Source organism: Stenotrophomonas testudinis (assembly GCF_024499815.1).
Taxonomy (GTDB): domain Bacteria; phylum Pseudomonadota; class Gammaproteobacteria; order Xanthomonadales; family Xanthomonadaceae; genus Stenotrophomonas.
Window position 1 is genome coordinate 1 of sequence record NZ_JAMOKY010000045.1, and the last position, 22,555, is coordinate 22,555.

A 22,555-nucleotide genomic window follows, 5' to 3' on the forward strand; every position below is an offset into this window, starting at 1 on the left:
TCCTGCCCAACCCGCCCGAGGCATGCCTCGGGCCCATGCCGCTCACACCCCCTCAACCGGACCCACCCCGCCTTCGAAAGTTTAATGCGATCTTCCAGAGCACGGGGTCGGATCCCGTTGCTCCGCAACGGGTTCTGACCCCAGATGAATATCGATATCTGGCAGAAAAATCGTGTCGACCAAGGTCGACACCTACCAACAGCCGCGCGTTCCAACAATCGCCGTTACCAACAGCGCGCGGAATCTGTCAGAGGCGGGGCGGTGTGGGTGGGCAGGACCGTTGGCGCCATGGATGGCGCCATCGAGCCCCCAGGGATGGGTTTACGGCGTGTCCTGACCACCCACACCGCCCCGCCATCCCACGGAATGCCGCTCCGGCTTTTGACGTTGATGTTGCCGTTGCATTGAGCAGGTGCAGTGCTGCAAGCCCTGCCGAAAACCCCCTTGGGCGTAGAATGCGGGCATGAGCGAATCCCTCGACAACCACTTGCTCCACGGCCGTCGCCAGCGCCCCGACGGGCCCTCGCCGATCGACGTCATCTCCGTCCAGTCGCAGCTCGTCTACGGCCACGCCGGCAACAGCGCCGCCGCCCCACCGATGCGCGCCCTCGGCGTGCGCGTGGCGGAAATCCCGACCGTCCTGCTCAGCAATGCGCCGTTCTACGACACCACCCGCGGCCGCGTGCTGCCCGCTGACTGGTTCGCCGACCTGCTGCTCGGCACCCGCGAGCGCGGCCTGCCGCAGCGGGCGAAAATGCTGGTCTCCGGCTACTTCGGCAGCGCCGCCAACGGTGCTGTCTTCGCCGACTGGATGGACGAGATCCTGCCGGCCTGTCCGCAGCTGCGTTACTGCCTGGACCCGGTGATCGGTGACACCCACACCGGCCCCTATGTGGAGCCCGGGCTGGAAGCGATCTTCGCCGAGCGCCTGCTGCCGCATGCCTGGCTGGTTACGCCCAACGCATTTGAACTCAATCGCCTGACCGGCATGCCGGCGCTGGCCGAGGCTGATGCCATCGCCGCCGCGCGCGCGCTGCTGGCGCGTGGCCCGCAGTGGGTGATCGCGCACAGCGTGGGCGGCAACCCCGGCGAACTGGTGACACTGGCCGTTGGGCGCGAGGAAATCTGGCGCTGGACCTCGCCGCTGCTGCCCGTGGATGTGGCCGGCACCGGTGATGTGCTGATGTCGCTGGTGGTGTCCTTCCTGCTGCGCGGCGAGACGATGCAGCAGGCCATTTCGCGCGCCATCGCCGGTACCCATGCCGCGCTGGAAGCCACCCTGGCCAACGGCTTCGAGGAGTTCGACGTGATCGCTGCCGCGCCTGCTGCGCTGGCGGAGGCCACCCGCTTCCACGCCGAACGCGTGGCATGAGCGGGCTGCAGACGCGCACGCCGCGCACGCCGCGCACGGTCGGCATCGTTGGCAGTGCCGGCGCCTACGGGCGCTGGCTGGCCCGCTTCTTCCAGCAGCACATGCAGCTGCAGGTGATCGGCCATGATCCGGCCGATGCGGCCTCGCATACGCCCGAGCAGCTGCTGGCGCAGGCCGATGTGCTGGTGTTTTCGGCACCGATCCGGCACACGCCGGCGCTGATCGCCGACTACGTGCAGCAGTCGGCCGGCCGCGAACACGGCCGCCTGTGGCTGGACGTCACCTCGGTGAAGGATGCGCCGGTGCAGGCGATGCTGGCCTCGCAGGCCGAAGTGGTCGGCCTGCACCCGATGACCGCGCCGCCGAAGGCACCGACCCTGAAGGGCCGGGTGATGGTGGTCTGCGAGGCGCGGCTGCAGCACTGGCGACCGTGGGTCGACAGCCTCTGCGCGGCCCTGCAGGCCGAGTGCGTGTGCGCCACGCCCCAGCACCACGATCAGATGATGGCGCTGGTGCAGGCGATGGTGCATGCCACCCACCTGGCGCAGGCCGGCGTGCTGCGCGAGTACCAGCCGCAGCTGGGCGATCTGGCCGCGATGATGCCGTACCGCTCGGCCTCGTTCGAACTGGATACGGCGATCATCTCGCGCATCCTGTCGTTGAACCCGGCGATCTACGAAGACATCCAGTTCGGCAACCCCTACGTGGCGCCGATGCTGGATCGTCTGGTCGGCCAGCTGCAGGCACTGCAGGCGCAGGTCGGGCAGGGCGACGACACGGCGCGTAACTGGTTCCGCGAGCAGCTGCTGGCCGCCAACCACGACGCCTTTGGTGAGCCCGCGCTGGCCGCGGGCAACTACACCTTCGAGCGCGTGGGCTACCTGCTGGCCGACCTGACCGAGCGCAACGCCTTGTCGGTGCACCTGCCGGAGGATCGGCCGGGTTCGCTGCGCGAGCTGCTGCACGTGTTCGAGCAGCACAGCATCAGCCTGGCCTCGATCCACTCCTCGCGTACACCGGGCGGCGAGGTGCATTTCCGTATCGGTTTCGTGGCGGGCAGCGATCCGCTGGCCATCGCGCGGGCGGCGGTGGCCGTCGATGCCAGCGGCATCGGCCGGGTGCTGGGGCAGGCCTAGTCATCCACAGGCGGTGTGGATGATTTCTGAGCAAACGTGTGGATAACCGCGCGCAGCCCTTGGCAGGCAAGGCTGTCAAGATGATTGGTGAAAAATTGACCACGTCAATTTCGGTATCGCCGGGCCATGCCGGGCGGGCGGACCGTGTCGACCAGGGTCGACACCTACCAGAGCGGGTCAGCGCGAAATCCGGTTGCGCCGGGCCATGCCCGGCGAACCTCAGATCGTCAACCGCAGCTCGCCGCCACTGGTGGTGAACTCGCGGCCATTGCGGACCAGGTGGCGACCGTCATCCAGTTCATAGCGCGGGCTGGTCTCCACCTTCTGGCCGCTACCGCTGGCATCGGGCTTGAACTCGATGATGATGTGGCTTTCGCCATTGGCGTCGACTGCAGGGAACTGACGGAACGACATCGTGCACCTCCTTCAGCGGATCCTTCGGTTTCGCCGCCAGCTTGGGCCGGCCGGTGTTAGCCGGCCGTCAATCAATCCACGAACTGCAACCGCGCCAGCTCTGCATACAGTCCACCTTCAGCCAGCAGCTGTGCATGCGTGCCTTCGGCGACGATGCGGCCCTGGTCCATCACTACGATGCGGTCGGCCTTGAGTACGGTCGCCAGGCGATGGGCGATCACCACGGTGGTGCGCCCGGCCATCAGCCGTTCCAGTGCCTGCTGCACGCTGTGCTCACTCTGCGCATCCAGGGCGCTGGTGGCCTCGTCCAGCAGCAGGATGGGCGAATCCTTCAGCAGGGCGCGGGCAATCGCCACGCGCTGCTGCTGGCCGCCGGACAGGCGCGCGCCGCGCTCGCCCAGCTCGCTGTCGTAGCCCTGCGGCAGGGCGCGCAGGAAGCCGTCGGCTTCGGCAGCACGCGCCGCGGCTTCCACCACGGCATCGCTGGCCTGCAGGCGGCCGTAGCGGATGTTGTCGCGCGCACTGGTGGCGAACAGGGTCGGCTGCTGCGGCACCAGCGCAAGCTGCGCACGCAGGTCGGCCGGATCGACTTCGCGCACGTCGTGGCCGTCCACGCAGATGCGGCCGCTGGCCGGATCATGGAAGCGCAGCAGCAGCGACAGCACCGTGCTCTTGCCGGCACCGGACGGGCCGACCAGGGCCACGGTCTCGCCGGGACGCACGTTCAGGCTGAAGTGGTCCAGCGCCGGCTGGTCCGGCCGCTGCGGGTAGTGGAACACCACGTCGTCGAACTGGATCTGCCCCTGCAGCGGTTGCGGCAGCGCATGCGGCTGTGCGGGTGCACGGATCTCGATGTCTTCCTGCAGCAGCTCACCGATGCGGCCCATGCCGCCGGCCGCGCGCTGCAGTTCGTTCCAGACTTCGGCCAGCGCGCCCACCGAGCCGCCGCCGATCAGTGCGTACAGCACGAACTGGCCGAGGGTGCCGGCACTAAGGCGGCCATCGATGACATCGTGCGCACCCAGCCAGAGCACGCCGACGATGGCGCCGAACACCAGCAGGATGGCGCTGGCGGTGACCAGCGACTGCGCGCCGATGCGACGGCGCGCGGCAGTGATGGCATCGCCGAGCGCGTGGTCGAAGCGACCGCGCTCGTAAGGCTCGCGGGCATGTGCCTGCACGGTGCGCACCGCACCCAGGGTCTCGCTGGCCAGGCTGTTGGCATCGGCGATGCGGTCCTGGCTGTTGCGCGCGACCACGCGCAGCTTGCGCGCGCCGATGATGATCGGCAGCACCGCCAGCGGGATGCCCAGCAGCGACCACGCCGCCAGCCGCGGGCTGGTGACGAACAGCATGGCCAGGCTGCCGACCACGGTCACGCTGCTGCGCAGGGCCACCGACATGGTCGAGCCGACCACGCTGCGCAGCAGTTCGGTATCGGCGGTCAGGCGCGAAACCAGTTCGCCACTGCGGCTGCGGTCATGGAAGCCGGCGCCGAGCTGGATCAGGTGTGCGTACAGCTGGCTGCGCAGGTCGGCGACGACCTTTTCGCCCAGCAGCGACACGAAGTAGAAGCGCGCGGCGGTGCCCAGCGCCATCACCACCGCCACCAGCATCAGCAGGGCGAACGCGCGGTTGATCTGGCCGCCGCTGCTGAAGCCGTGGTCGATCATCTGCTTGACCGCCGGCGGCAGGCTCAGCGTGGCCGCCGAGGAGACCGCCAGGGCCAGCAGCCAGGCGGTGAACAACCCGCTGTGGCGGCGCACGAACGGCCACAGCGTACGCAGGCTGCCCAGGCGACGCAGCGGCGGGGTTGAAGCGGACGTCTCGTCCTTGTCAGTCATCCTGGTCGTCATCTTCTATGCGGATACGGTCACGGGTGGCGTCGCGCAGGCGGATTTTCAATGCGTCGACCTGGTCGGCAGGCAATTCCACCCGCAGGCGCACACCGTTGGCATCGAACTGTTCATCGCGCTTTTCTGCGGCGAAGGCGGGCAGGGCGGCGTGCAGGGTGCCCAGATCCTCGAAGCCGGCCAGCAGCTGCAGGCGCGCCATCGCCACCAGCGGCAGGCGTGGCGCGGTGCGCAGGCACTCGGCGGCGGTGCCACCGTAGGCGCGCACGAGGCCGCCGGCACCCAGCTTGATGCCGCCATACCAGCGGGTCACCACCACCACCACGCGGTCGAAGCCCTGGCCATCGATGGCCGCCAGGATCGGCCGGCCGGCGGTGCCTGCGGGCTCGCCATCATCGCTGGAACGGTAATCCTGGCCGTGCCGGTAGGCCCAGCAGTTGTGGGTGGCATCGGCCACGGCCACCTGCTGCAGGAACGCCAGTGCCCCCGCGCCGCTGTCGATGGGCGCGGCGTGGGCGGTGAAGCGGCTGTGCTTGATGTCCAGCGTATGGCTGACGGGCTGGGCGAGGGTATCGGGCATTCCCACCATTCTACGGGGTCGGCGCGGGCCTGCCTCAGTCGTCCAGCAGCGGGCGCAGGTCCTTGGGCAGGCGCGCTTCGGGATACAGCTGCAGGTAGCGCTCCAGGCTGGCACGGGCCAGGTCGCGCTGGCCGTTGTCGCGGCGCTGGCGGATCTTCTGCAGCCACTGTCGGCGCGGCAGCGAGGCGTCGGCGGCTACTTCGGCGTTCACTGCCGTGGCACTGAGCGCGGCATCGCTGGACCGGCGCAGCATCACCCCCGGTGCACTGGACGGTGCGGTGGCATTGGTCTTGGATGCCGCCGGTGCCGTACGGCGCTGGCTGCGAACCGCGTCGGCGCTGGCCGCAGCTGCGCCCTGGATCGAATCCATTTCCATTGCAGCCGGGGCCGGCGCCGAGTAGGCGGCCGGCGCTGGCGGCGCTGCGGCGGGTGCGGGGGCAGCAGGCGCTGGCGGTGCGAAGACGGCCTCTACAGCGGGCTCGGCAGGCCGGCTGCGTGCGGCCATGCGCGGTGCGGGTTCGGCCGCTGGCGGGGCTGCCTGCGCTTCGGGTGCACGTGCAATGACAGCCTTGGCAGACGGCTCCGCTGCCGCAGGCGCCGTTTGCGGTGCAGGCAGCGGCGAAGGCGGCGGTGGGGGCGCGCGCTCTGCCGCGGTGGACAGCGGCTGCGGCGCCTGGGTATCGGATGCTGCACGTTCGTCGGGCACGGGTGCGGCGACGGTCTGTGCTTCCTGTGCCGGCACGACCGGCGGCTCCGGCCGCATCTGCCAGGCGATGCCGACCGCAAACACCATCGAGGCGGCGATGCCGAACACCGCCGGCCAGCGCGGCCGCGACCGGCGCACGCGCACGCTCGACGGCGGGGCGGTGTCGGCTGCTGCGGGTGCGTTCCCGGCAGCAGCGTCTCCGGCAGGCGTGGACACCGACGCGCGCGCGGCCGCCAGGATCGCCGCGTCCAGCGCAGCGGGCGGGGCCTGGTCGTGGCGGCGGCCGATCAGGCCGGCCAGCGCGCGTTCTTCAGGCGACAGGGGGTCGTCTCGGTTCATGCCTTCAGTCCCGCACGCAGCTTGTCCATCGCATAGCGCAGCCGCGATTTCACCGTTTCCCGGCCGACGCCGGTGATCTGGCCGATTTCCTCCAGGCTCAGTTCCTGTTCCAACCGCAGCTGCAGCACAACGCGCTGCTCGGGCGGCAGGTCGTCCATCGCCAGCTGGATGCGCCGGCGCTGCTCGAATTCAGACAGTTCAGCTTCCGGGGTCTGCCCGTCTTCCAGCGCGGCCAGGCGCAGATCGGCATCGGCCGGCGCGGCAGGGCGGTGGCGGGCAGCACGCCAGTGGTCATTCAGACGGTTGTGCGCGATGCGGAACAGCCACGTGCTGAATGCGGCATCGGGCTGCCAACCGGCGCGCGCGCTGATCACCCGCTGCCAGACGTCCTGGAAGATCTCCTCGGCCAGCGCGGTGTCGCGCAGCTGCCGCAGCAGGAAGCCGAACAGGCGCTTGCGATGGCGCGCGTACAGGCTTTCGAACGCCTGCAGGTCGCCGCCGGCCCAGGCCAGCATCAGCGCTTCATCGGTTGGCAGGGCGGTCGCTTCCACGGCAGACAGGGTAAGGCCTGCAGGCGGTGGCGCATAGCCGGTGGCGGGGGCGGGCAGGGCGCAGTTCACGGCGATCCGTGGGTGGGGGGCCACATGAACAACGCCTGGAGGCACGAAACGGGGTTCGCGGGCTTCCATTGCCCCCCCGGTGCCGCGTTATGCTCGCGCACTCAGGGGAGGCGACGCAGTAGCGGCGCCAAGAGAACGTCATTTTGTCCACGCAAGCCGACCGTGTGTCATCGCTGTCACCTCACGAGGCCGTCTTGAGCACGGCGCTGGTGCGCGCGCTGCATGCGCTGCTGCCGGACACCGCGCTCGTGCGGGTGGGCTGGGACGACCCGCAGCTGGGCCGTGGCCAGGACAGCTGGCCGCGGGGCGCCAGCGAAGCCGAGCTCGACTGGGACCAGACGATCTGGGAGCACACCGTCTGGGAGCAGGCTGCCTGGGAGCACGACGGCGCGCAGCTGTCGCTGCGGGTGCGCGGCGGCTCGCCCTCGGAGGCCTGGTGGGGGGTGTCGCGGCAGGCGATGGAGCTGGCTCTGCAGCGTGGCCGCCAGGCGGGACAGATCCGTGCGCTGGAGCAGGCTGAACGGCTTCAGCAGGCGCTGTTCCAGATCGCCGATCTGGCCGGTGCCGACCTGGAGATGGGCGAGATGCTGCGCCACGTGCACGGCGTGCTCGGTTCGCTGATGTACGCGGAGAACTGCTACATCGTCGAGTACGACGATGTGCGCGACCAGATGCGCTTCCTGTATTTCGCCGACCAGGTGGATGAGTTCGTGGCCGACCCCACGATCAGCTACGACGCCGGGCAGATGCCGCGCAGCCTGACCGTGGCGCTGCTGCGCCATGGCAAGCCGCTCAGTGGCCCGTCGCGCGAGCTGCTGGCCTATGCCGAGGAAGAGCACGATCCCGAGCGCGGCCCGGAAAGCCTGGACTGGCTGGGTGTGCCGATGCTGCGCGATGGCCGCGTCTGTGGCGCCATCGTGGTGCAGAGTTACGAACAGGCTGCGCTGTACGGCGAGGCCGAGCGCGCACTGCTGGGCTTCGTCGCCCAGCACGTGCAGACCGCGATGGACCGGCGCCAGGCGCAGGTGCGGCTGGAACAGCAGGTGGAACGGCGCACACTGGAACTGCAGCGCGCCAACCGCAGCCTGCAGGACGAAGTGGCCGAGCGCCGCCGTGGCGAGCAGCTGCAGACCGCCCTCTACAACATCGCCGAAATGGCCATGTCGGCCGACAGCCTGGCCCAGTTCTACGGCCAGGTGCACGGGGTGGTGGGCCGGTTGCTGGACGCGCGCAATTTCTACATCGCCCTGGTCAACGCACGTGGCGACGGCCTGGAATTCGTCTACTCGGTGGACGAGCACAACAGCTCGCGGGCACCGCGTGCCTTCAGCCGCGGCCTGACCGAATACGTGGTGCGCCACCGGCGCCCGCTGCTGGCCTCGCGGGCGCAGATCGACGCGCTGCTGGCCACCGGCGAAGTGCGTGAATCCGGTGCGCGCTCGCACTGCTGGCTTGGCGTGCCGCTGCTGCGCGACGACGAGGTGGTCGGCGCGATCGTGGTGCAGAGCTACACCGACCAGATCGCCTTCAGCGTGCACGACCAGCGCCTGCTGACCTTCGTGGCGCAGAACATCGGCACCGGCCTGGCCCGCCAGCGCGACCAGCAGCAGCTGCGTTCGGCGCATGCCGAGCTGGAAAAGCGCGTGGAAGAGCGCACCCGCGAGCTGGGCGAAGTGAACGACAAGCTGCTGGGACAGATTGCCGAGCGCCTGCGCGCCGAGCAGCGCCTGACCCACCAGGCCATGCACGATGCGCTGACCGGCCTGCCCAATCGCCTGCACCTGCTGGACCGCCTGCAGGACGCGCTGGCCCTGGCCCGCCGCGAAGGTGGCCCGGTGTTCGCGATGCTGTTCCTGGACCTGGACCGCTTCAAGCTGGTCAACGACAGCATCGGCCACGCCGCCGGCGACCGCATGCTGGTGGAAGTGGCCAAGCGCATCGTGTCCATGGCAGGCGACGGCGACGTGGTCGCGCGCCTGGGCGGTGATGAATTCGCGGTGCTGCTGCAGTGCCCGCAGGGCCTGGGCCAGGCGCTGGATTTCGGCCAGCGTCTGCTGCTGGCCCTGCAGGAATCGATGTGGATCGCCGGGCGCGAGCTGTTCCCCTCCGGCAGCCTCGGCATCGCCCTGTGGAACCCGCATTACCGCACCGGCGAAGAGCTGCTGCGCGATGCCGACGCGGCGATGTACCGGGCCAAGGCCCAGGGCCATGACCGCTGCGCGATCTTCGACGAGGACATGCGCGAGCAGGCGATGCGCAGCCTGGACCTGGAAGCGGACCTGCGGCGGGCGATCAACAACCGCGATTTCGTGCCGTTCTACCAGCCGATCGTGCGCCTGTCCGACGGCGAGGTGGTCGGCCACGAGGCACTGCTACGCTGGCAGCATGAGCGCCGCGGCCTGCTGCTGCCCGGCGCCTTCCTGGAACTGGGCGAGGATAGCGGTCTGATCGAGCAGGTCGACTGGCTGATCTACGAGCAGGTCATCGCCGGGCTGGCCGATGGTGGTCGTGGCTATGTGTCGGTGAACGTGTCACCGCGCCACTTCCGCTCGGCCGATTTCAGCAAGCGCCTGTTCGGCCTGCTGGAAGCCAACGATGCCGACCCGCAGCGGCTGCGCCTGGAAATCACCGAAGTGGCGCTGCTGGACGATGGCCCGCACACGCTGCGCATCCTCAAGGGGCTGCGCGAGCGTGGCATCCAGGTGCAGCTGGATGATTTCGGCACCGGCTTCTCGGCGCTGTCCTACCTGCATCGGTTCCCGATCAGCACGCTGAAGATCGACCAGAGCTTCATCGCCGGCCTGCATGGCCCGGAGGCGCAGAGCACGCGCGCGCTGGTGGAAGGCGTGCTGTCGCTGGCGCGCACGCTGGGCATCGAAACCATCGGCGAGGGCATCGAGACCGAAGCCCAGCAGCAGAGCCTGTTCGAGTTGGGCTGCGACTACGGCCAGGGCTACCTGCTGGGGCGGCCGGCACCGTGGACGCGCGCGGTGGCCTGAGCCACCGCGCAGGTCCGGCGACTCAGCGCAGCGCGGCGCGGCGCTTCTCGTCGATCCACTTCGAGGCCTGGGCCGGCTCGTACGCCTGCATCCAGGCCAGCATCTCGTCGATGTCCGAGCCGTACCACAGGTCCTGGCGCTGTTCCGGGTGCAGGAAGCGCTCTTCCACCATGCGGTCGATCATGCCGATCAGCGGAGCGTAGAAGCCGTCCACGTCGAGGAAGGCGCAGGGCTTGTTGCCGATGCCGAGCTGGCGCCAGGTGAGCATCTCGAAGATCTCTTCCATGGTGCCGAAGCCGCCGGGCAGGGCGACGAAGCCGTCGGACAGATCGAACATGCGCGACTTGCGCTCATGCATCGAACCGACGATCTCCAGTTGGGTCAGGCCGCGGTGGGCCACTTCCCAGTCGGCCAGCTGGCGCGGGATGACGCCGGTCACCTCACCGCCGGCGGCGAGAACGGCGTTGGCAACGGTACCCATCAGGCCGACGTTGCCGCCGCCGTAGACCAGGCGCATGCCATCGCGGGCGATGCGGTCGCCCAGCGCCATGGCGCGTTCGGTGTAGACCGGCTTGCTGCCAGCGTTGGAGCCACAGTAGACGCAGAGGGACTTCATGGGGGATTCCTGTCTCTTGGTGCGGAAACGAAAACGCCCCGCCGGCAACCGGGTCAGCGGTCGCGGGCGGGGTGTTGGTCGATTATGACGCGTTGGCGCGGGTTACGCGGCGGCGGCCTGCTCACGGCGCGGGCCTTCACGCAGGGCGCGGCCGACCAGGCCCACCAGCAGGTCCAGCTCGTCGCTGTCCATGCCGAAGTGCGGGGTGAAGCGCAGCGAGTTCTCGCCACCGTGGATCACGTTGATGCCGTGCTGGCGCAGCCATTCCTCGGTGGAACCGGCGCCATAGCACTTGAACTGCGGGGCCAGCTCGCAGGAGAACAGCAGGCCGGTGCCCTGCACCTTGGTGATCAGCCCGCCCAGCTCGCTCTTCAGCTGTTCCAGCTTGCGCACGGCCTCGGCGCCGCGTTCGGCGATGTTGGCGCGCACCTGCGGGGTCAGCTGGGCCAGGGTGGCGCAGGCCACGTCCAGCGCACGCGGGTTGCTGGTCATGGTGTTGCCGTAGATGCCCTTGCGGTACAGCTGCGCGGCATGCTCGGTCACCGCCAGCACCGACAGCGGGTACTGCGCGGCGTTGAGCGCCTTGGAATAGGTCTCCATGTCCGGCGGGTCCAGGCCTTCGAAGCCCGGGTAATCCACTACCGACAGCACGCCGTGGGCCCGCAGGCCGGCCTGGATCGAATCGAGTAGCAGCAGGCTGCCGTGGGCGCGGGTCAGCTCGCGGGCCACCGCATAGAACGCCGGCGGCACCGAACGGCCCGGGTCACCTTCGCCCATCACCGGCTCCAGGAACACCGCTTCGATGAACCACTGGTTGCGCTCGGCATCTTCGAACACCTTGCGCAGGCCGGCCTCGTCATACGGCGCGACGGTGATCACCGAATCCTCGCCGCGGTAGCTGGCCAGATGCTGCTGGTAGCTCTTGCGGCTGGAATCGGAATACAGCGCCGGACGATCGGTGCGGCCGTGGAAGCTGCCCTTGATCACCACGCGCTTGATGGCGGCGCCGGCATGGCGCGCGCCCGGGTCGGTCTGCAGCTTGGCGTTGACGTCGGCGATGCGCGCGGCCAGGCCGACCGCTTCCGAACCGGAGTTCAGGCACATGAAGCGGGCGAACGGGCAGCCGCCGCGGCGGTGGCCGATCTCCGTGCGCAGGGCGGTGATGAAGCGCTGCTGCGACAGGCTCGGGGTCATGATGTTGGCCATCACCTGCGGGCGCGACATCGCCTCAAGCACGGCATCAGGGGTGTGGCCGAAGCCGAGCATGCCGTAGCCGCCCGCGTCGTACAGCACCGCGCCCTTCAGGGTGACCACCCACGGGCCGCGTGCGGCCAGCGCCACGTACGGGGTCACCGCGTCATCGGCATAGAAATTGACGAAGCCGTCCTGCATCGCATCGATCTGCGCCTGCTCGTCCTGCGCCAGCAGCGGCCCCAGCTCCTGCTGCACGCGCGCGAACTCGGCGGCGGCGGCGTCCACCGCGGCAACCAGCTGCGGGTGGCGGGCGGACAGTGCGGTCAGGGTGGCATCGTCCAGGCCCGTGGTGAGGCGGGTGCCGGGCTGGGCGCGGAGGGGGGCGAGGCGTTCGATGAAGCTCATTGCAGATCTCCTGAAACGTTGGGTCGCACGGGCCTTCAAACGCAAAACGCGCGTCATCACGCGCGCTTGGGGCGGACTCGTGCTGCGGACTTCCTTCCCGATGCTAGCACTTGTTTTTTTGCGCGATAACCCCGCAGAAACCTGCTGCATAGCAGCATATTGCCCGACGTTAGGCACGAAGCACGCCGGCTCGCAGGCGCTGGACGTACAATGCGCGCCATTGTCGACCTGTTGCCGATCACTGCCTTGAAGAAGTCCGATTTCCACTACGACCTGCCGGCCGAACTGATTGCCCAGGCGCCCCTGGCCGAACGCTCGGCCAGCCGCCTGATGCTGGTCCCGCCGGCACCGGCCGTCTTCACCGATTTGCAGGTGCGCGACCTGCCGTCGCTGCTGCAGCCGGGCGACCTGATGGTGTTCAACGACACCCGGGTGATCCCGGCGCGCCTGTTCGGGCAGAAGGCCAGCGGTGGCCGCGTGGAGATCCTGATCGAGCGCCTGCTCGGCGCCCAGCAGGCCCGTGCCCAGGTCGGTGCCAGCAAGTCGCCCAAGGCCGGCAGCCGCATCGCCCTGGACGCCGGTGGCGAGGCCGAGGTGCTGGGCCGCGACGGCGAGTTCTACGTGCTGCAGTTCCACGTGCCCGAGTCGCTGGAGCAGTGGCTGCTGCACGCCGGCCGCCTGCCGCTGCCGCCGTACATCCAGCGCGAGCCGGGCCTGGACGACCGCGAGCGCTACCAGACCGTGTTCGCCCGTGAAGTGGGCGCGGTGGCCGCACCGACGGCCGGCCTGCACTTCGACGAGCCGCTGCTGGCGGCGCTGAAGGCCAAGGGCGTGGACTTCGGCCACGTTACCCTGCACGTCGGTGCGGGCACCTTCCAGCCGGTGCGCGCCGATGACCTGAAGGATCACGTGATGCACCGCGAGTGGCTGAACGTGGGTGCCGAGCTGGTCCAGCAGGTACGCCGTACCCGTGAAGCGGGCGGCCGGGTGATCGGCGTGGGCACCACCGTGGTGCGCGCGCTGGAAAGCGCGATGCGCGAAGGCGAGCTGCTGCCGTTTGCCGGCGAGACCCAGATCTTCATCACCCCGGGCTACCGCATCCGCAGCGTCGACGCGATGGTGACCAACTTCCACCTGCCGGAAAGCACGCTGCTGATGATGATCTCGGCCTTCGCCGGCAAAGAGCGGGTGTTCGAGGCCTACCAGCACGCCATCGAGCAGCGCTACCGGTTCTTCAGCTACGGCGACGCGATGCTGCTGTTCCCGCAGGCGGGCTGAGGCGCCAGCACGCGCTTGCGGGGGGCGCACCGTTGGTGTGCACTTGCGGGCAATCCGCCGGGCATGGCCCGGCGCTACCGGAGCAGGAAAGGTGGTTTTGGGAGACAATAGGCGACTATTTGCCCGAATGACCGCTCCATGTCCCGATTGCAGTTCCAGCTCCAGACCCGTGATGGCCGCGCCCGCCGTGGCCGCCTGACCTTCCCGCGTGGCACGGTGGAAACGCCGGCCTTCATGCCCGTGGGGACCTATGGCTCGGTCAAGGGCATCCTGCCGGACCAGGTGCGCGCGCTGGGCGCCGAGATCATCCTCGGCAATACCTTCCACCTGTACCTGCGGCCGGGCCTGGACATCATCGCCGACCACGGCGGCCTGCACGGCTTCTGCCAGTGGGACGGCCCGATCCTGACCGACTCCGGCGGCTTCCAGGTGTTCTCGCTGGCCCACCGCCGCAAGATCACCGAGCAGGGCGTGACCTTCGCCTCGCCCACCGACGGTGCCCGCGTGTTCCTGGGCCCGGAAGAGAGCATGAAGATCCAGAAGGTGCTCGATTCGGACGTGGTGATGATCTTCGACGAGTGCACCCCGTATCCGGCCACCGAGGATGTCGCCCGCCGTTCGATGGAGCTGAGCCTGCGCTGGGCGCAGCGCAGCCGCAACGCGCATGACGAGCTGGGCAACGACGCGGCGCTGTTCGGCATCGTCCAGGGCGGCGTGCATACCGACCTGCGCAGCCGCTCGGCCGAGGCCCTGCAGGCGATCGGCTTCGACGGCTATGCCATCGGCGGCCTGGCCGTGGGCGAGCCGGAGCACGAGCGCAACGCCATGCTCGACCACCTGGACCCGGAGCTGCCGGGCGACCGGCCGCGCTACCTGATGGGCGTGGGCCGGCCGGAAGACCTGGTCGAGGGCGTGGCCCGTGGCGTGGACATGTTCGATTGCGTGATGCCGACCCGCAATGCCCGCAACGGCCACTATTTCACCTCGTTCGGCACCGTACGCATCCGCAACTCGCAGTATGCGCGCGACATGGACCCGATCGAGCCGGGCTGCGGCTGCGTGGCCTGCAGCGGCGGCTACACCCGCTCGTACCTGCGCCACCTGGACCGCTGCAACGAGATGCTGGCGCCGATGCTGGGCACGCTGCACAACCTGTTCTACTACGAGAAACTGATGGCCGACATCCGCGCGGCCATCGAGGTGGGAACCTTCCATGCCTTCCGCGAGTCCTTCTACGCAGCACGCGGGGCGGCTCCGCCGCCCCTGTAACACCGCCGCACCCCTGGCGAACGGCCCAAGGACGAATGTCCGGGGCCGTGGCATACTTCAAGGCTGACCCAGATCCGCGGTCGACACCCTGCGCCCGTCAAACGGGCCTGAGCGCCGCCCAACCAAAGGACCAACGATGAACCTGCTTGCTTTCCTGATTCCCGCCGCCCACGCCCAGGCCGCCGGCGGCCAACCGCAGGGCATGGGCCTGACCACGCTGCTGTTCCCGATCATCCTGATCGCCATCATGTATTTCCTGATGATCCGCCCGCAGATGAAGCGGCAGAAGGAGCACAAGGCCATGCTGGAGAAGATCAAGCGCGGTGACGAAGTGCTGACCAACGGCGGCATCGCCGGTGTGGTCACCGACATCGGCGACAATTTCATCACCATCGAAGTGGCTGACAACGTGCGCATCCGCGTGCAGAAGGGCGCTGTCGGCAACGTGCTGCCGGCCGGTACCCTGAAGTCGGCCCAGTAAGCCACTCCCTTTCCGATGCACAACCGCGGCGCCGGGGATGGCGCCGCGCGGGACCCAAGCAATGCTCGAATTTCCACGCTGGAAGTACGTCGTCATCCTGATCGTACTGGCGCTCAGTGCCCTGTACGCGCTGCCCAACATCTACCAGAAGGACCCCGCCGTCCAGATCACCGCCAACCGTGGCGGTACGGTCGACGACGCGCTGCGCGACCGTGTGCTGGCCGACCTGAAGAAGGCCGGTGTCGCCACGATCGGCGCCGAGAAGGAAGGGGAAAGCCTGATCGTCCGCCTGCCGGACCTGAAGGCCCAGTCCGCTGCCAGCGATGCGCTGCGTGACACCGTCGGCGAGAACTACACGGTGGCCCTGAACCTGGCCTCGACCGTGCCGGACTGGCTGGCCAAGCTGGGCGGTCGCCCGATGGTGCTGGGCCTGGACCTGCAGGGCGGCGTGCACTTCGTGCTGCAGGTCGACCAGAAGGCTGCGCTGGACAAGCGCCTGGACGCCTACACCGAAGACGTGCGCAGCACCCTGCGTGACGCGCGCATTCCGTACCAGTCGGTCGAACGCCGCGCTGACAACACCATCGTGGCCAACCTGAGCCCGTCGGCCGGTGACGATGCCGCTGCCAACGCCCGCACGGCGCTGGTCAAGTCGCAGCCGACCCTGGGTTACGACGTCAGTGGCAGCCGCATCACGGTGACCATCCCGGACACCGAGATCTCGCAGATCGCCAACGGCGCCATCGAGCAGAACATCAACACCCTGCGCAACCGCGTGAACCAGCTGGGCGTGGCCGAGCCGATCATCCAGCGCCAGGGTGCCGACCGCGTGGTCGTGCAGCTGCCCGGCGTGCAGGACACCGCCGAAGCCAAGCGCATGATCGGTGCCACCGCCACCCTGGAATACCGTGCGGTGGTCGAGGGCAATGCGCAGGACGCCATCGCCTCCGGTCGCATCCCGCCGGAAGCCAAGGTGTACCAGCAGCGTGATGGCCGTGGCCCGATCCTGCTGAACAAGCGCGTGATCGTCACCGGCGACCAGATGGTCGGCGCACAGGCGGTGACCGACACCAACAGCGGTGCCCCGGCGGTCAGCGTGACGCTGAACAACGTCGGCGGCCAGCGCATGTTCGACTTCACCAGCGCCAACGTGAACAAGCCGATGGCCGTGGTGTACACCGAGCGCGTGCCGACCGTGACCGTCGTCGACGGTCAGGAAGTGCGTGGCTTCAAGGTCAACGAGGAAGTGATCTCGGTGGCCAACATCAACGGCGTGTTCGGCAAGAACTTCCAGACCACCGGTCTGGCGAAGAAGGAAGCCGAGGACCTGGCCAAGCTGCTGAAGTCCGGCTCGCTGGCCGCGCCGATGGACTTCGTCGAAGAGCGCGTGGTCGGCCCGAGCCTGGGTGCGGAGAACGTCAAGAACGGTATCACCGCGGTGGTCTACGCGTTCCTGTTCACCCTGGTGTTCTTCACCATCTACTACCGCATGTTCGGTCTGATCACCTCGCTGGCGATGCTGTTCAACCTGCTGATCGTGGTGGCGGTGATGTCGCTGTTCGGCGCGACGATGACCCTGCCTGGCTTCGCCGGCCTGGCGTTGTCGGTCGGCCTGTCGGTGGATGCCAACGTGCTGATCAACGAGCGTATCCGTGAAGAGCTGCGTGCGGGCGTGCCGGGCAAGACCGCGATCGTGACCGGTTACGAACGTGCTTCGGGCACCATCCTTGACGCCAACCTGACCGGCCTGATCGTCGGTGTGGCCCTGTTCGCCTTCGGCACGGGTCCGCTGAAGGGCTTCGCCCTGACCATGATCATCGGTATTTTCGCCTCGATGTTCACTGCGATCACCGTGTCGCGCGCCCTGGCGACGCTGATCTATGGCCGTCGCAAGAAGCTCCAGAACGTGGCCATCTGACGGGACGACACGCACATGAAAATTTTTCCGCTGCACATCCTCCCGAACGATACCCAGATCGACTTCATGCGCTGGCGCCATGTCGCGATGGTCGTCACGATCATCGTGTTCCTGGCCTCGATCGGCATCATCGGCTTCAAGGGCTTCAACTACGCCCTGGACTTCACCGGCGGCACCCTGATCGAAGCCCGCTTCGATCACGCGGTCGACGTCGAACAGGTCCGCACCAAGCTCGAGGACAATGGTTTTGAAGGCGCCCAGGTGCAGAGCGTCGGTGGCAACACCGACCTGCTGATCCGCCTGGCCCCGCACGGTGAGCACGCCCCGGGTACCGGTGCGGCCGCCGCCGAGGACAAGGCCACCGCTGCGGCGGTGGTCAAGGCGCTGTCCACCACCGACAACCAGGCCACCGTGCTGCGCAACGAATTCGTTGGCCCGCAGATCGGCAAGGACCTGGCGATGAATGGTCTGTACGCCACCATCTTCATGCTGGCCGGCTTCCTGATCTACATCGCGGTGCGCTTCGAATGGAAATTCGCGGTCACCGCCAGCATCGTGGCGATGTTCGACCTGGTCGTGACGGTGGCTTACGTGTCCCTGCTGGGCCGTGAGTTCGACCTGACGGTGCTGGCCGGCCTGCTGTCGGTGATGGGCTTTGCGATCAACGACATCATCGTGGTGTTCGATCGCGTGCGAGAGAACTTCCGCAGCCTGCGCGCGGAGCCGATGGAGGTACTGAACCGTTCGATCAACCAGACGCTGTCGCGTACGGTGATCACCGCGGTGATGTTCTTCCTGTCGGCGCTGGCCCTGTACCTGTACGGCGGCAGCTCGATGGAAGGCCTGGCCGAGACGCACATGATCGGTGCGGTGATCGTGGTGCTGTCCTCGATCCTGGTGGCGGTGCCGATGCTGACCATTGGTGCGCTGCGCGTGACCAAGCAGGATCTGCTGCCGAAGGCGAAGGACGTCGAGGCCCTGGCCCGCCGCCCGTAAGCCCCCGCTGCACGCAGTACACAGAGAACCCCGCGCAAGCGGGGTTTTTTGTTGGCAGGGCTGCGCCCTGCACCTGCCGAGGCAAGAGCAACATCAACATCAACAGCGGGCATTCCGTGGGTTGGTGGGGCGGTGTCGGAGTGCGGGGACGCCGTAAACCCCCAGTCCGGCCCAGCCGCTGGCGGCTGGGCGTTCGGGCGCTTGCGAAGCGATGCTTCGCAAGCAAAGCACCCTCACCCATGGGGGCCTGGCAGCCGCTTGCTCGTGTGCGCTGTCCTGCGCACACGGCAAGACCGGGGTTGGGCGTCCTGCCCAACCCGCCCGAGGCATCCCTCGGGCCCATGCGGCTGACACCCCGCACTCCGACACCGCCCCACCTTTGACAGGTTCACGCGGCTGTTGGTGGGTGTCGACTTGGATCGACACATCTGTCAGATATCGAATGAATTCATCCGCGTCGACCAAGGTCGACATCTACCAGAGGTAGACGCCGTTCCGACAGATTGCGGAAAACTGTCGAAGGCGGGGTGGGTCCGGTGGCAGGGGTGTGAGCCGCATGGATGCGGCGACCAAGCCCCCATGGACGGGTTCACGGCGCCCCCTGCCACCGGACCCACCCCGCCATCCCTCAGGAAACCGGCTTTGGCTGTTGCCTCGGCTCTGGCCGTTGCTTCGGCGGGTGCAGGGCGCAGCCCTGCAGAACAAACCCCACCCTACGCCAGCGTCGGTTGTGCATTCTTCCCCCGCGCACTACGATCCTGCGGTTCGCGCGCGCCTGCGCGCGCCCGTATTCCTGCTGAGCGCCCCGTGCGCCGCATCTGCCAACCCGAGGTATCCATGGTCATCAAACCGCGCGTCCGCGGCTTCATCTGCGTCACCACCCACCCGACCGGCTGCGAGGCCGCGGTCAAGCAGCAGATCGACTACATCCGAGCCCGCCCGCCTATCCAGAACGGTCCCAAGCGCGTGCTGGTCATCGGTGCCTCCACCGGCTACGGCCTGGCCGCGCGCATCACTGCCGCCTTCGGCAGCGGCGCCGCGACCCTCGGCATCTTCTTCGAGCGCCCGGGCAGCGAAACCAAGCCGGGCACCGCGGGCTGGTACAACTCCGCCGCGTTCCACAAGTACGCCGACGAAGCCGGCCTGTACGCCAAGAGCATCAACGGCGATGCCTTCTCCGATGAAGTGAAGGCCAAGACCATCGAGATGATCAAGGCCGACCTCGGCCAGGTCGACCAGGTCGTCTACAGCCTGGCCGCGCCGCGCCGCAAGCACCCCAAGACCGGCGAGATCATCAGCTCGACGCTGAAGCCGATCGGCGAGCCGATCGTCCTGCGCGGCCTGGATACCGACAAGGAAGTGCTGACCGAGACCCACCTGCAGCCGGCCACGGCCGAGGAGATCGCCGGCACCGTCGCGGTGATGGGCGGCGAAGACTGGCAGATGTGGATCGATGCGCTGTCCGAGGCCGGCGTACTGGCCAACGGCTGCACCACCACCGCCTTCACCTACGTGGGCGAAGAGATCACCCAGGCGATCTACTGGAACGGTTCGATCGGCGCGGCCAAGAAGGACCTCGACGACAAGGTGCTGGGCCTGCGCGCATCGCTGGCGAAGATCGGCGGCGACGCGCGCGTGTCGGTGCTGAAGGCGGTGGTCACCCAGGCCAGCTCGGCCATCCCGACCATGCCGCTGTACCTGTCGCTGCTGTTCAAGGTGATGAAGGCGCAGGGCACCCACGAGGGCTGCATCGAGCAGCTCGACGTGCTGTACGACATCCTCTACGGCGGCAAGGCTGACGGCGTGGCCGTCGACCGCCTGCGCCACGACCTGGTCGATGGGCAGGGCCGTACCGTCGCCCTGGTGGACGAGGAAGGCCGCCTGCGCGCCGACTACAAGGAAATGGCCCCGGAAGTGCAGGGCAGGGTGCTGGAGCTGTGGCCACAGGTGACCAACGAGAACCTGTACGAGATCAGCGACCTGGCCGGCTACAAGGCCGATTTCCTGCGCCTGTTCGGGTTCGGCGTGGAAGGCGTCGATTACGAAGCCGACGTCAACCCGGACGTGAAGATCGCCAACCTGGTCGATCTGACCTGACGCGATAGACGGTAGCGCCGGGCCATGCCCGGCGGATGCCGTGGATGCCGCTGCGCTCGCCGGGTATGACCCGGCGCTACCTGTGCGGTCGGTGGTAGTGCCGGCCGCTGGCCGGCATCAGCGGGTTCAGCCGAAATCGAAGTTCATCGACGGCAGTGCCGGGCCGACGAAATCGCCCTGCACGTAGTCGACGCCCGCGCTGAACAGCAGGGTCATCGAGTTGGCATCGCTGACGAACTCGGCCATGGTGCGGATGCCGGCTTCCTGCGCACGCGCGGTGATCTGGCTGATGCGGTCGATGTTCTCGCGGGTCGCCGCCAGGTCACTGGTGAAGCCGCGATCCAGCTTGAGGAACTGCGGCTCGAAGTGGGCCAGCAGCTGGAACGAATCCAGCCCGGAACCAAACTGCTCCAGGCCGATCCGGCAGCCCAGCGGGGCGACGTCGGCGAGGAACTGCTGGGCGGCACGCAGGTGGGTGAACACCTTCGCCTCCGGCGCATGCAGCCACAGGCGCTCGCCCGGCACGCCCTGTGCCTGCAGCTGCTGGCGCAGCGTGGCGATCATCTTCGGGTCGTCGAACGACTCGGGGGTGACCTTGACCAGGATCTGGGTGTCATGGCCGGCGCGCGCACGTGCGCCCAGCACGCTGATCGCCTGCGAGACGACCCAGCGGTTGATGTCGCCGAGCACGCCGTGCTCCTCGGCGATGCCGAGGAAAGCGGTCGGGCTGAGCAGCTCGCCGTTGTGCTCCAGCCGCAGGTAGGCCTCGTACAGTTCCAGCGGCTCGCCCTGCAGGTTCAGCACCGGCTGGTAGTGCAGCTGGAAACCGTCGCCGGCCAGGGCCTCGCGGATGCGCGCGACCCAGCGCTGCACGCGCTCTTCCTCGATGCGGTCGACCGCGGCCGGGTCGAAGATACGCGTGGTATTGCCGAGGGCGGCAGCAGCCTGCGCACATTCGCTGGCACGCGCCAGCACCTGGCCGATGCTGGCGATCTTTTCGCCCACCTGGACGCCGCCAAGGCTGACGGTGACCGTGGCCGATCGCGCGCCGATGGTGAACACGTGTGCGGCAAAGGCTTCGCGGATGCGATCGGCCATGGCCAGCGTCTGTGCGTAGGGGCCGGACTGCAGCACCGCGAAGCTGTGTTCGCCGAAGCGCGCCATCTGCGCGTCATCGCCCACCACGTCAGCCAGCAGCGCGGCCATCGCGCCGATCAGGGCGTCGGCCGAGTCCAGTCCGATATCAGGGATGAGGCGCGCGTAGTGGTCCGGTTCGACAAGCAGCAGGCCGAACTGGCCCTCGCTGCGGCCGGCCTGGGCCACCGCATCTTCCACCTGCAGCATGAAGGTGGGGCGATTGAGCAGGCCGGTGACCTGGTCGCGCTGGCGCAGGTCCTCGACCTCGCGGGCCAGCTCGGTGTCCAGTTCCAGGCGGCGGCGGAACACCACCTGCAGGCAGGACTCGCCTTCGTAAGTGGCGGCGGTGAATTCCATGGTGGCCGGGAAGGCGCTGCCATCCTGGTGGCGCGCGTCCAGCTGGTACTGCGGCGGCGGCGCCTCGCCACGGCTGAGCGACTTCAGCAATTGCTTGAAGCTGTCCACGTGCTGGGCGGCGACCATGTCCAGCAGCGAGATGCCTTCGATATCGTCGAAGTCCTCATAGCCGAACATGTCCAGATAGGCATCGTTGGCACGGATGTGCATGCCTTCGTGGACATAGGCAATGGGGTCGCGCGAAGAAGCGATCAGGGCATCGCAGCGGCGCTCGGTCTCGCGCATCTGCGCCTCGATGCGGCGCAGGCCACGGCGCGCCTGCAGGTCGACCCACTGGTCGCGCACCACCGCCAGCAGGTGGTCGTTGCGCTGGCGCAGGGCGAGGGCACGGACGCCGTTGCTGCTGGCCTGGACCAGTTCGTCCTCGTCGATGCGATCGGCCAGCAGGACCAGCGGGATGTCCTTGCCGCTGGCGGCGATGTGCTGGACCACCAGTGGCAGCGGGATGCCCTGCGACGGGGAGGCCAGCACCAGGTCGATGGCCTGGCTGGCCAGCACCTGCGACAGCTCGGCCGCATCCTGCGGCCGCCACGGGCGCACGGCGATGCCGCTGTTGCGCAGGGTGCTGACGATGGCTTCGGCGTTCTCGCCGCTGTCATCGACGATCAGCAGCCTGATGGTGATGTCGTTCGCGTTCTGCATGCACTGCTCCCCAATCTGCAAATCTAGATACACGATGCGCGCCAGTCCGTCCATGCGCGCGCCCCGTGCAGCACTGGAACGGCGAT

At 68.2% G+C, this 22,555-nt stretch carries 17 protein-coding genes; 9 read left to right on the forward strand and 8 right to left on the reverse strand.

The features are described from left to right. Positions 1 to 463 precede the first annotated feature (463 nt). Positions 464 to 1,372 (forward strand): pyridoxal kinase, encoded by a 909-nt coding sequence (gene pdxY / locus NQ204_RS17500; protein WP_256644524.1) that lies wholly within the window; start codon positions 464 to 466, stop codon positions 1,370 to 1,372. Continuing rightward, the gene (locus NQ204_RS17505) at positions 1,369 to 2,508 is read left to right on the forward strand and encodes a prephenate dehydrogenase (RefSeq protein ID WP_256644525.1); all 1,140 of its coding nucleotides are present in this window, start codon (positions 1,369 to 1,371) and stop codon (positions 2,506 to 2,508) included. The genes pdxY and NQ204_RS17505 overlap by 4 nt, the downstream gene beginning before the upstream one ends. Positions 2,509 to 2,727: 219 nt before the next feature. On the opposite strand, the gene NQ204_RS17510 is transcribed toward NQ204_RS17505, so the two are convergent. From NQ204_RS17510 to NQ204_RS17530, 5 genes are all read right to left on the reverse strand, one after another. Continuing rightward, positions 2,728 to 2,922: a hypothetical protein gene (locus NQ204_RS17510; protein ID WP_108768574.1), complete on the reverse strand. Its 195-nt coding sequence runs from the start codon at positions 2,920 to 2,922 to the stop codon at positions 2,728 to 2,730. 71 nt (positions 2,923 to 2,993) lie between these two features. Continuing rightward, positions 2,994 to 4,766: an ABC transporter transmembrane domain-containing protein gene (locus NQ204_RS17515; protein WP_256644526.1), complete on the reverse strand. Its 1,773-nt coding sequence runs from the start codon at positions 4,764 to 4,766 to the stop codon at positions 2,994 to 2,996. Continuing rightward, complete coding sequence (locus tag NQ204_RS17520; protein WP_116865346.1) at positions 4,759 to 5,355, reverse strand: IMPACT family protein; 597 nt, start codon at positions 5,353 to 5,355, stop codon at positions 4,759 to 4,761. Before NQ204_RS17520 ends, NQ204_RS17515 begins: the two co-directional genes overlap by 8 nt. Positions 5,356 to 5,389: 34 nt before the next feature. Next, entirely contained in the window at positions 5,390 to 6,400 is a 1,011-nt protein-coding gene (locus NQ204_RS17525) for a hypothetical protein (protein WP_256644527.1), read from the reverse strand. Then, a complete protein-coding gene (locus tag NQ204_RS17530) occupies positions 6,397 to 6,951 on the reverse strand; it encodes an RNA polymerase sigma factor (RefSeq protein WP_256644535.1) in 555 nt (184 codons plus the stop codon). The genes NQ204_RS17525 and NQ204_RS17530 overlap by 4 nt, the downstream gene beginning before the upstream one ends. A 263-nt stretch (positions 6,952 to 7,214) precedes the next feature. On the opposite strand from NQ204_RS17530, the gene NQ204_RS17535 reads away from it, so the two are divergent. Beyond that, positions 7,215 to 10,019, forward strand: coding sequence for an EAL domain-containing protein (locus tag NQ204_RS17535; RefSeq protein WP_256644528.1), 2,805 nt, complete (start codon positions 7,215 to 7,217; stop codon positions 10,017 to 10,019). 22 nt (positions 10,020 to 10,041) lie between these two features. Here NQ204_RS17535 and NQ204_RS17540 read toward each other — a convergent pair whose 3' ends face one another. Both NQ204_RS17540 and NQ204_RS17545 read right to left on the reverse strand, forming a co-directional pair. Further along, the gene (locus NQ204_RS17540; protein WP_116865018.1) at positions 10,042 to 10,635 is read right to left on the reverse strand and encodes an LOG family protein; all 594 of its coding nucleotides are present in this window, start codon (positions 10,633 to 10,635) and stop codon (positions 10,042 to 10,044) included. A gap of 102 nt (positions 10,636 to 10,737) precedes the next feature. Continuing rightward, positions 10,738 to 12,234, reverse strand: coding sequence for an aminotransferase class III-fold pyridoxal phosphate-dependent enzyme (locus NQ204_RS17545; RefSeq protein WP_116865019.1), 1,497 nt, complete (start codon positions 12,232 to 12,234; stop codon positions 10,738 to 10,740). Positions 12,235 to 12,444: 210 nt separating this feature from the next. On the opposite strand from NQ204_RS17545, the gene queA reads away from it, so the two are divergent. The 6 genes from queA to fabV all read left to right on the forward strand — a co-directional run bounded on the left by queA (position 12,445) and on the right by fabV (position 20,273). Further along, positions 12,445 to 13,512: a tRNA preQ1(34) S-adenosylmethionine ribosyltransferase-isomerase QueA gene (gene queA, locus NQ204_RS17550; protein ID WP_256644529.1), complete on the forward strand. Its 1,068-nt coding sequence runs from the start codon at positions 12,445 to 12,447 to the stop codon at positions 13,510 to 13,512. A 138-nt stretch (positions 13,513 to 13,650) separates the two neighbouring features. Then, positions 13,651 to 14,781, forward strand: coding sequence for a tRNA guanosine(34) transglycosylase Tgt (gene tgt, locus NQ204_RS17555; protein WP_256644530.1), 1,131 nt, complete (start codon positions 13,651 to 13,653; stop codon positions 14,779 to 14,781). A gap of 136 nt (positions 14,782 to 14,917) precedes the next feature. Further along, positions 14,918 to 15,262 carry a preprotein translocase subunit YajC gene (gene yajC, locus NQ204_RS17560; protein ID WP_057498089.1) on the forward strand — a complete coding sequence of 115 codons (345 nt, stop codon included), beginning with the start codon at positions 14,918 to 14,920 and terminating at the stop codon, positions 15,260 to 15,262. Between the two features lie 61 nt (positions 15,263 to 15,323). Further along, on the forward strand, positions 15,324 to 17,180 hold the full coding sequence (secD, locus tag NQ204_RS17565; RefSeq protein WP_165835747.1) for a protein translocase subunit SecD: 1,857 nt from the start codon (positions 15,324 to 15,326) through the stop codon (positions 17,178 to 17,180). Between the two features lie 15 nt (positions 17,181 to 17,195). Next, complete coding sequence (secF, locus tag NQ204_RS17570; protein WP_116865023.1) at positions 17,196 to 18,176, forward strand: protein translocase subunit SecF; 981 nt, start codon at positions 17,196 to 17,198, stop codon at positions 18,174 to 18,176. Between the two features lie 837 nt (positions 18,177 to 19,013). After that, the gene (gene fabV / locus NQ204_RS17575) at positions 19,014 to 20,273 is read left to right on the forward strand and encodes an enoyl-ACP reductase FabV (RefSeq protein WP_256644531.1); all 1,260 of its coding nucleotides are present in this window, start codon (positions 19,014 to 19,016) and stop codon (positions 20,271 to 20,273) included. Positions 20,274 to 20,399: 126 nt separating this feature from the next. Here fabV and NQ204_RS17580 read toward each other — a convergent pair whose 3' ends face one another. Further along, the gene (locus NQ204_RS17580) at positions 20,400 to 22,469 is read right to left on the reverse strand and encodes an EAL domain-containing response regulator (protein WP_256644532.1); all 2,070 of its coding nucleotides are present in this window, start codon (positions 22,467 to 22,469) and stop codon (positions 20,400 to 20,402) included. Between the last annotated feature and the right edge of the window lie 86 nt (positions 22,470 to 22,555).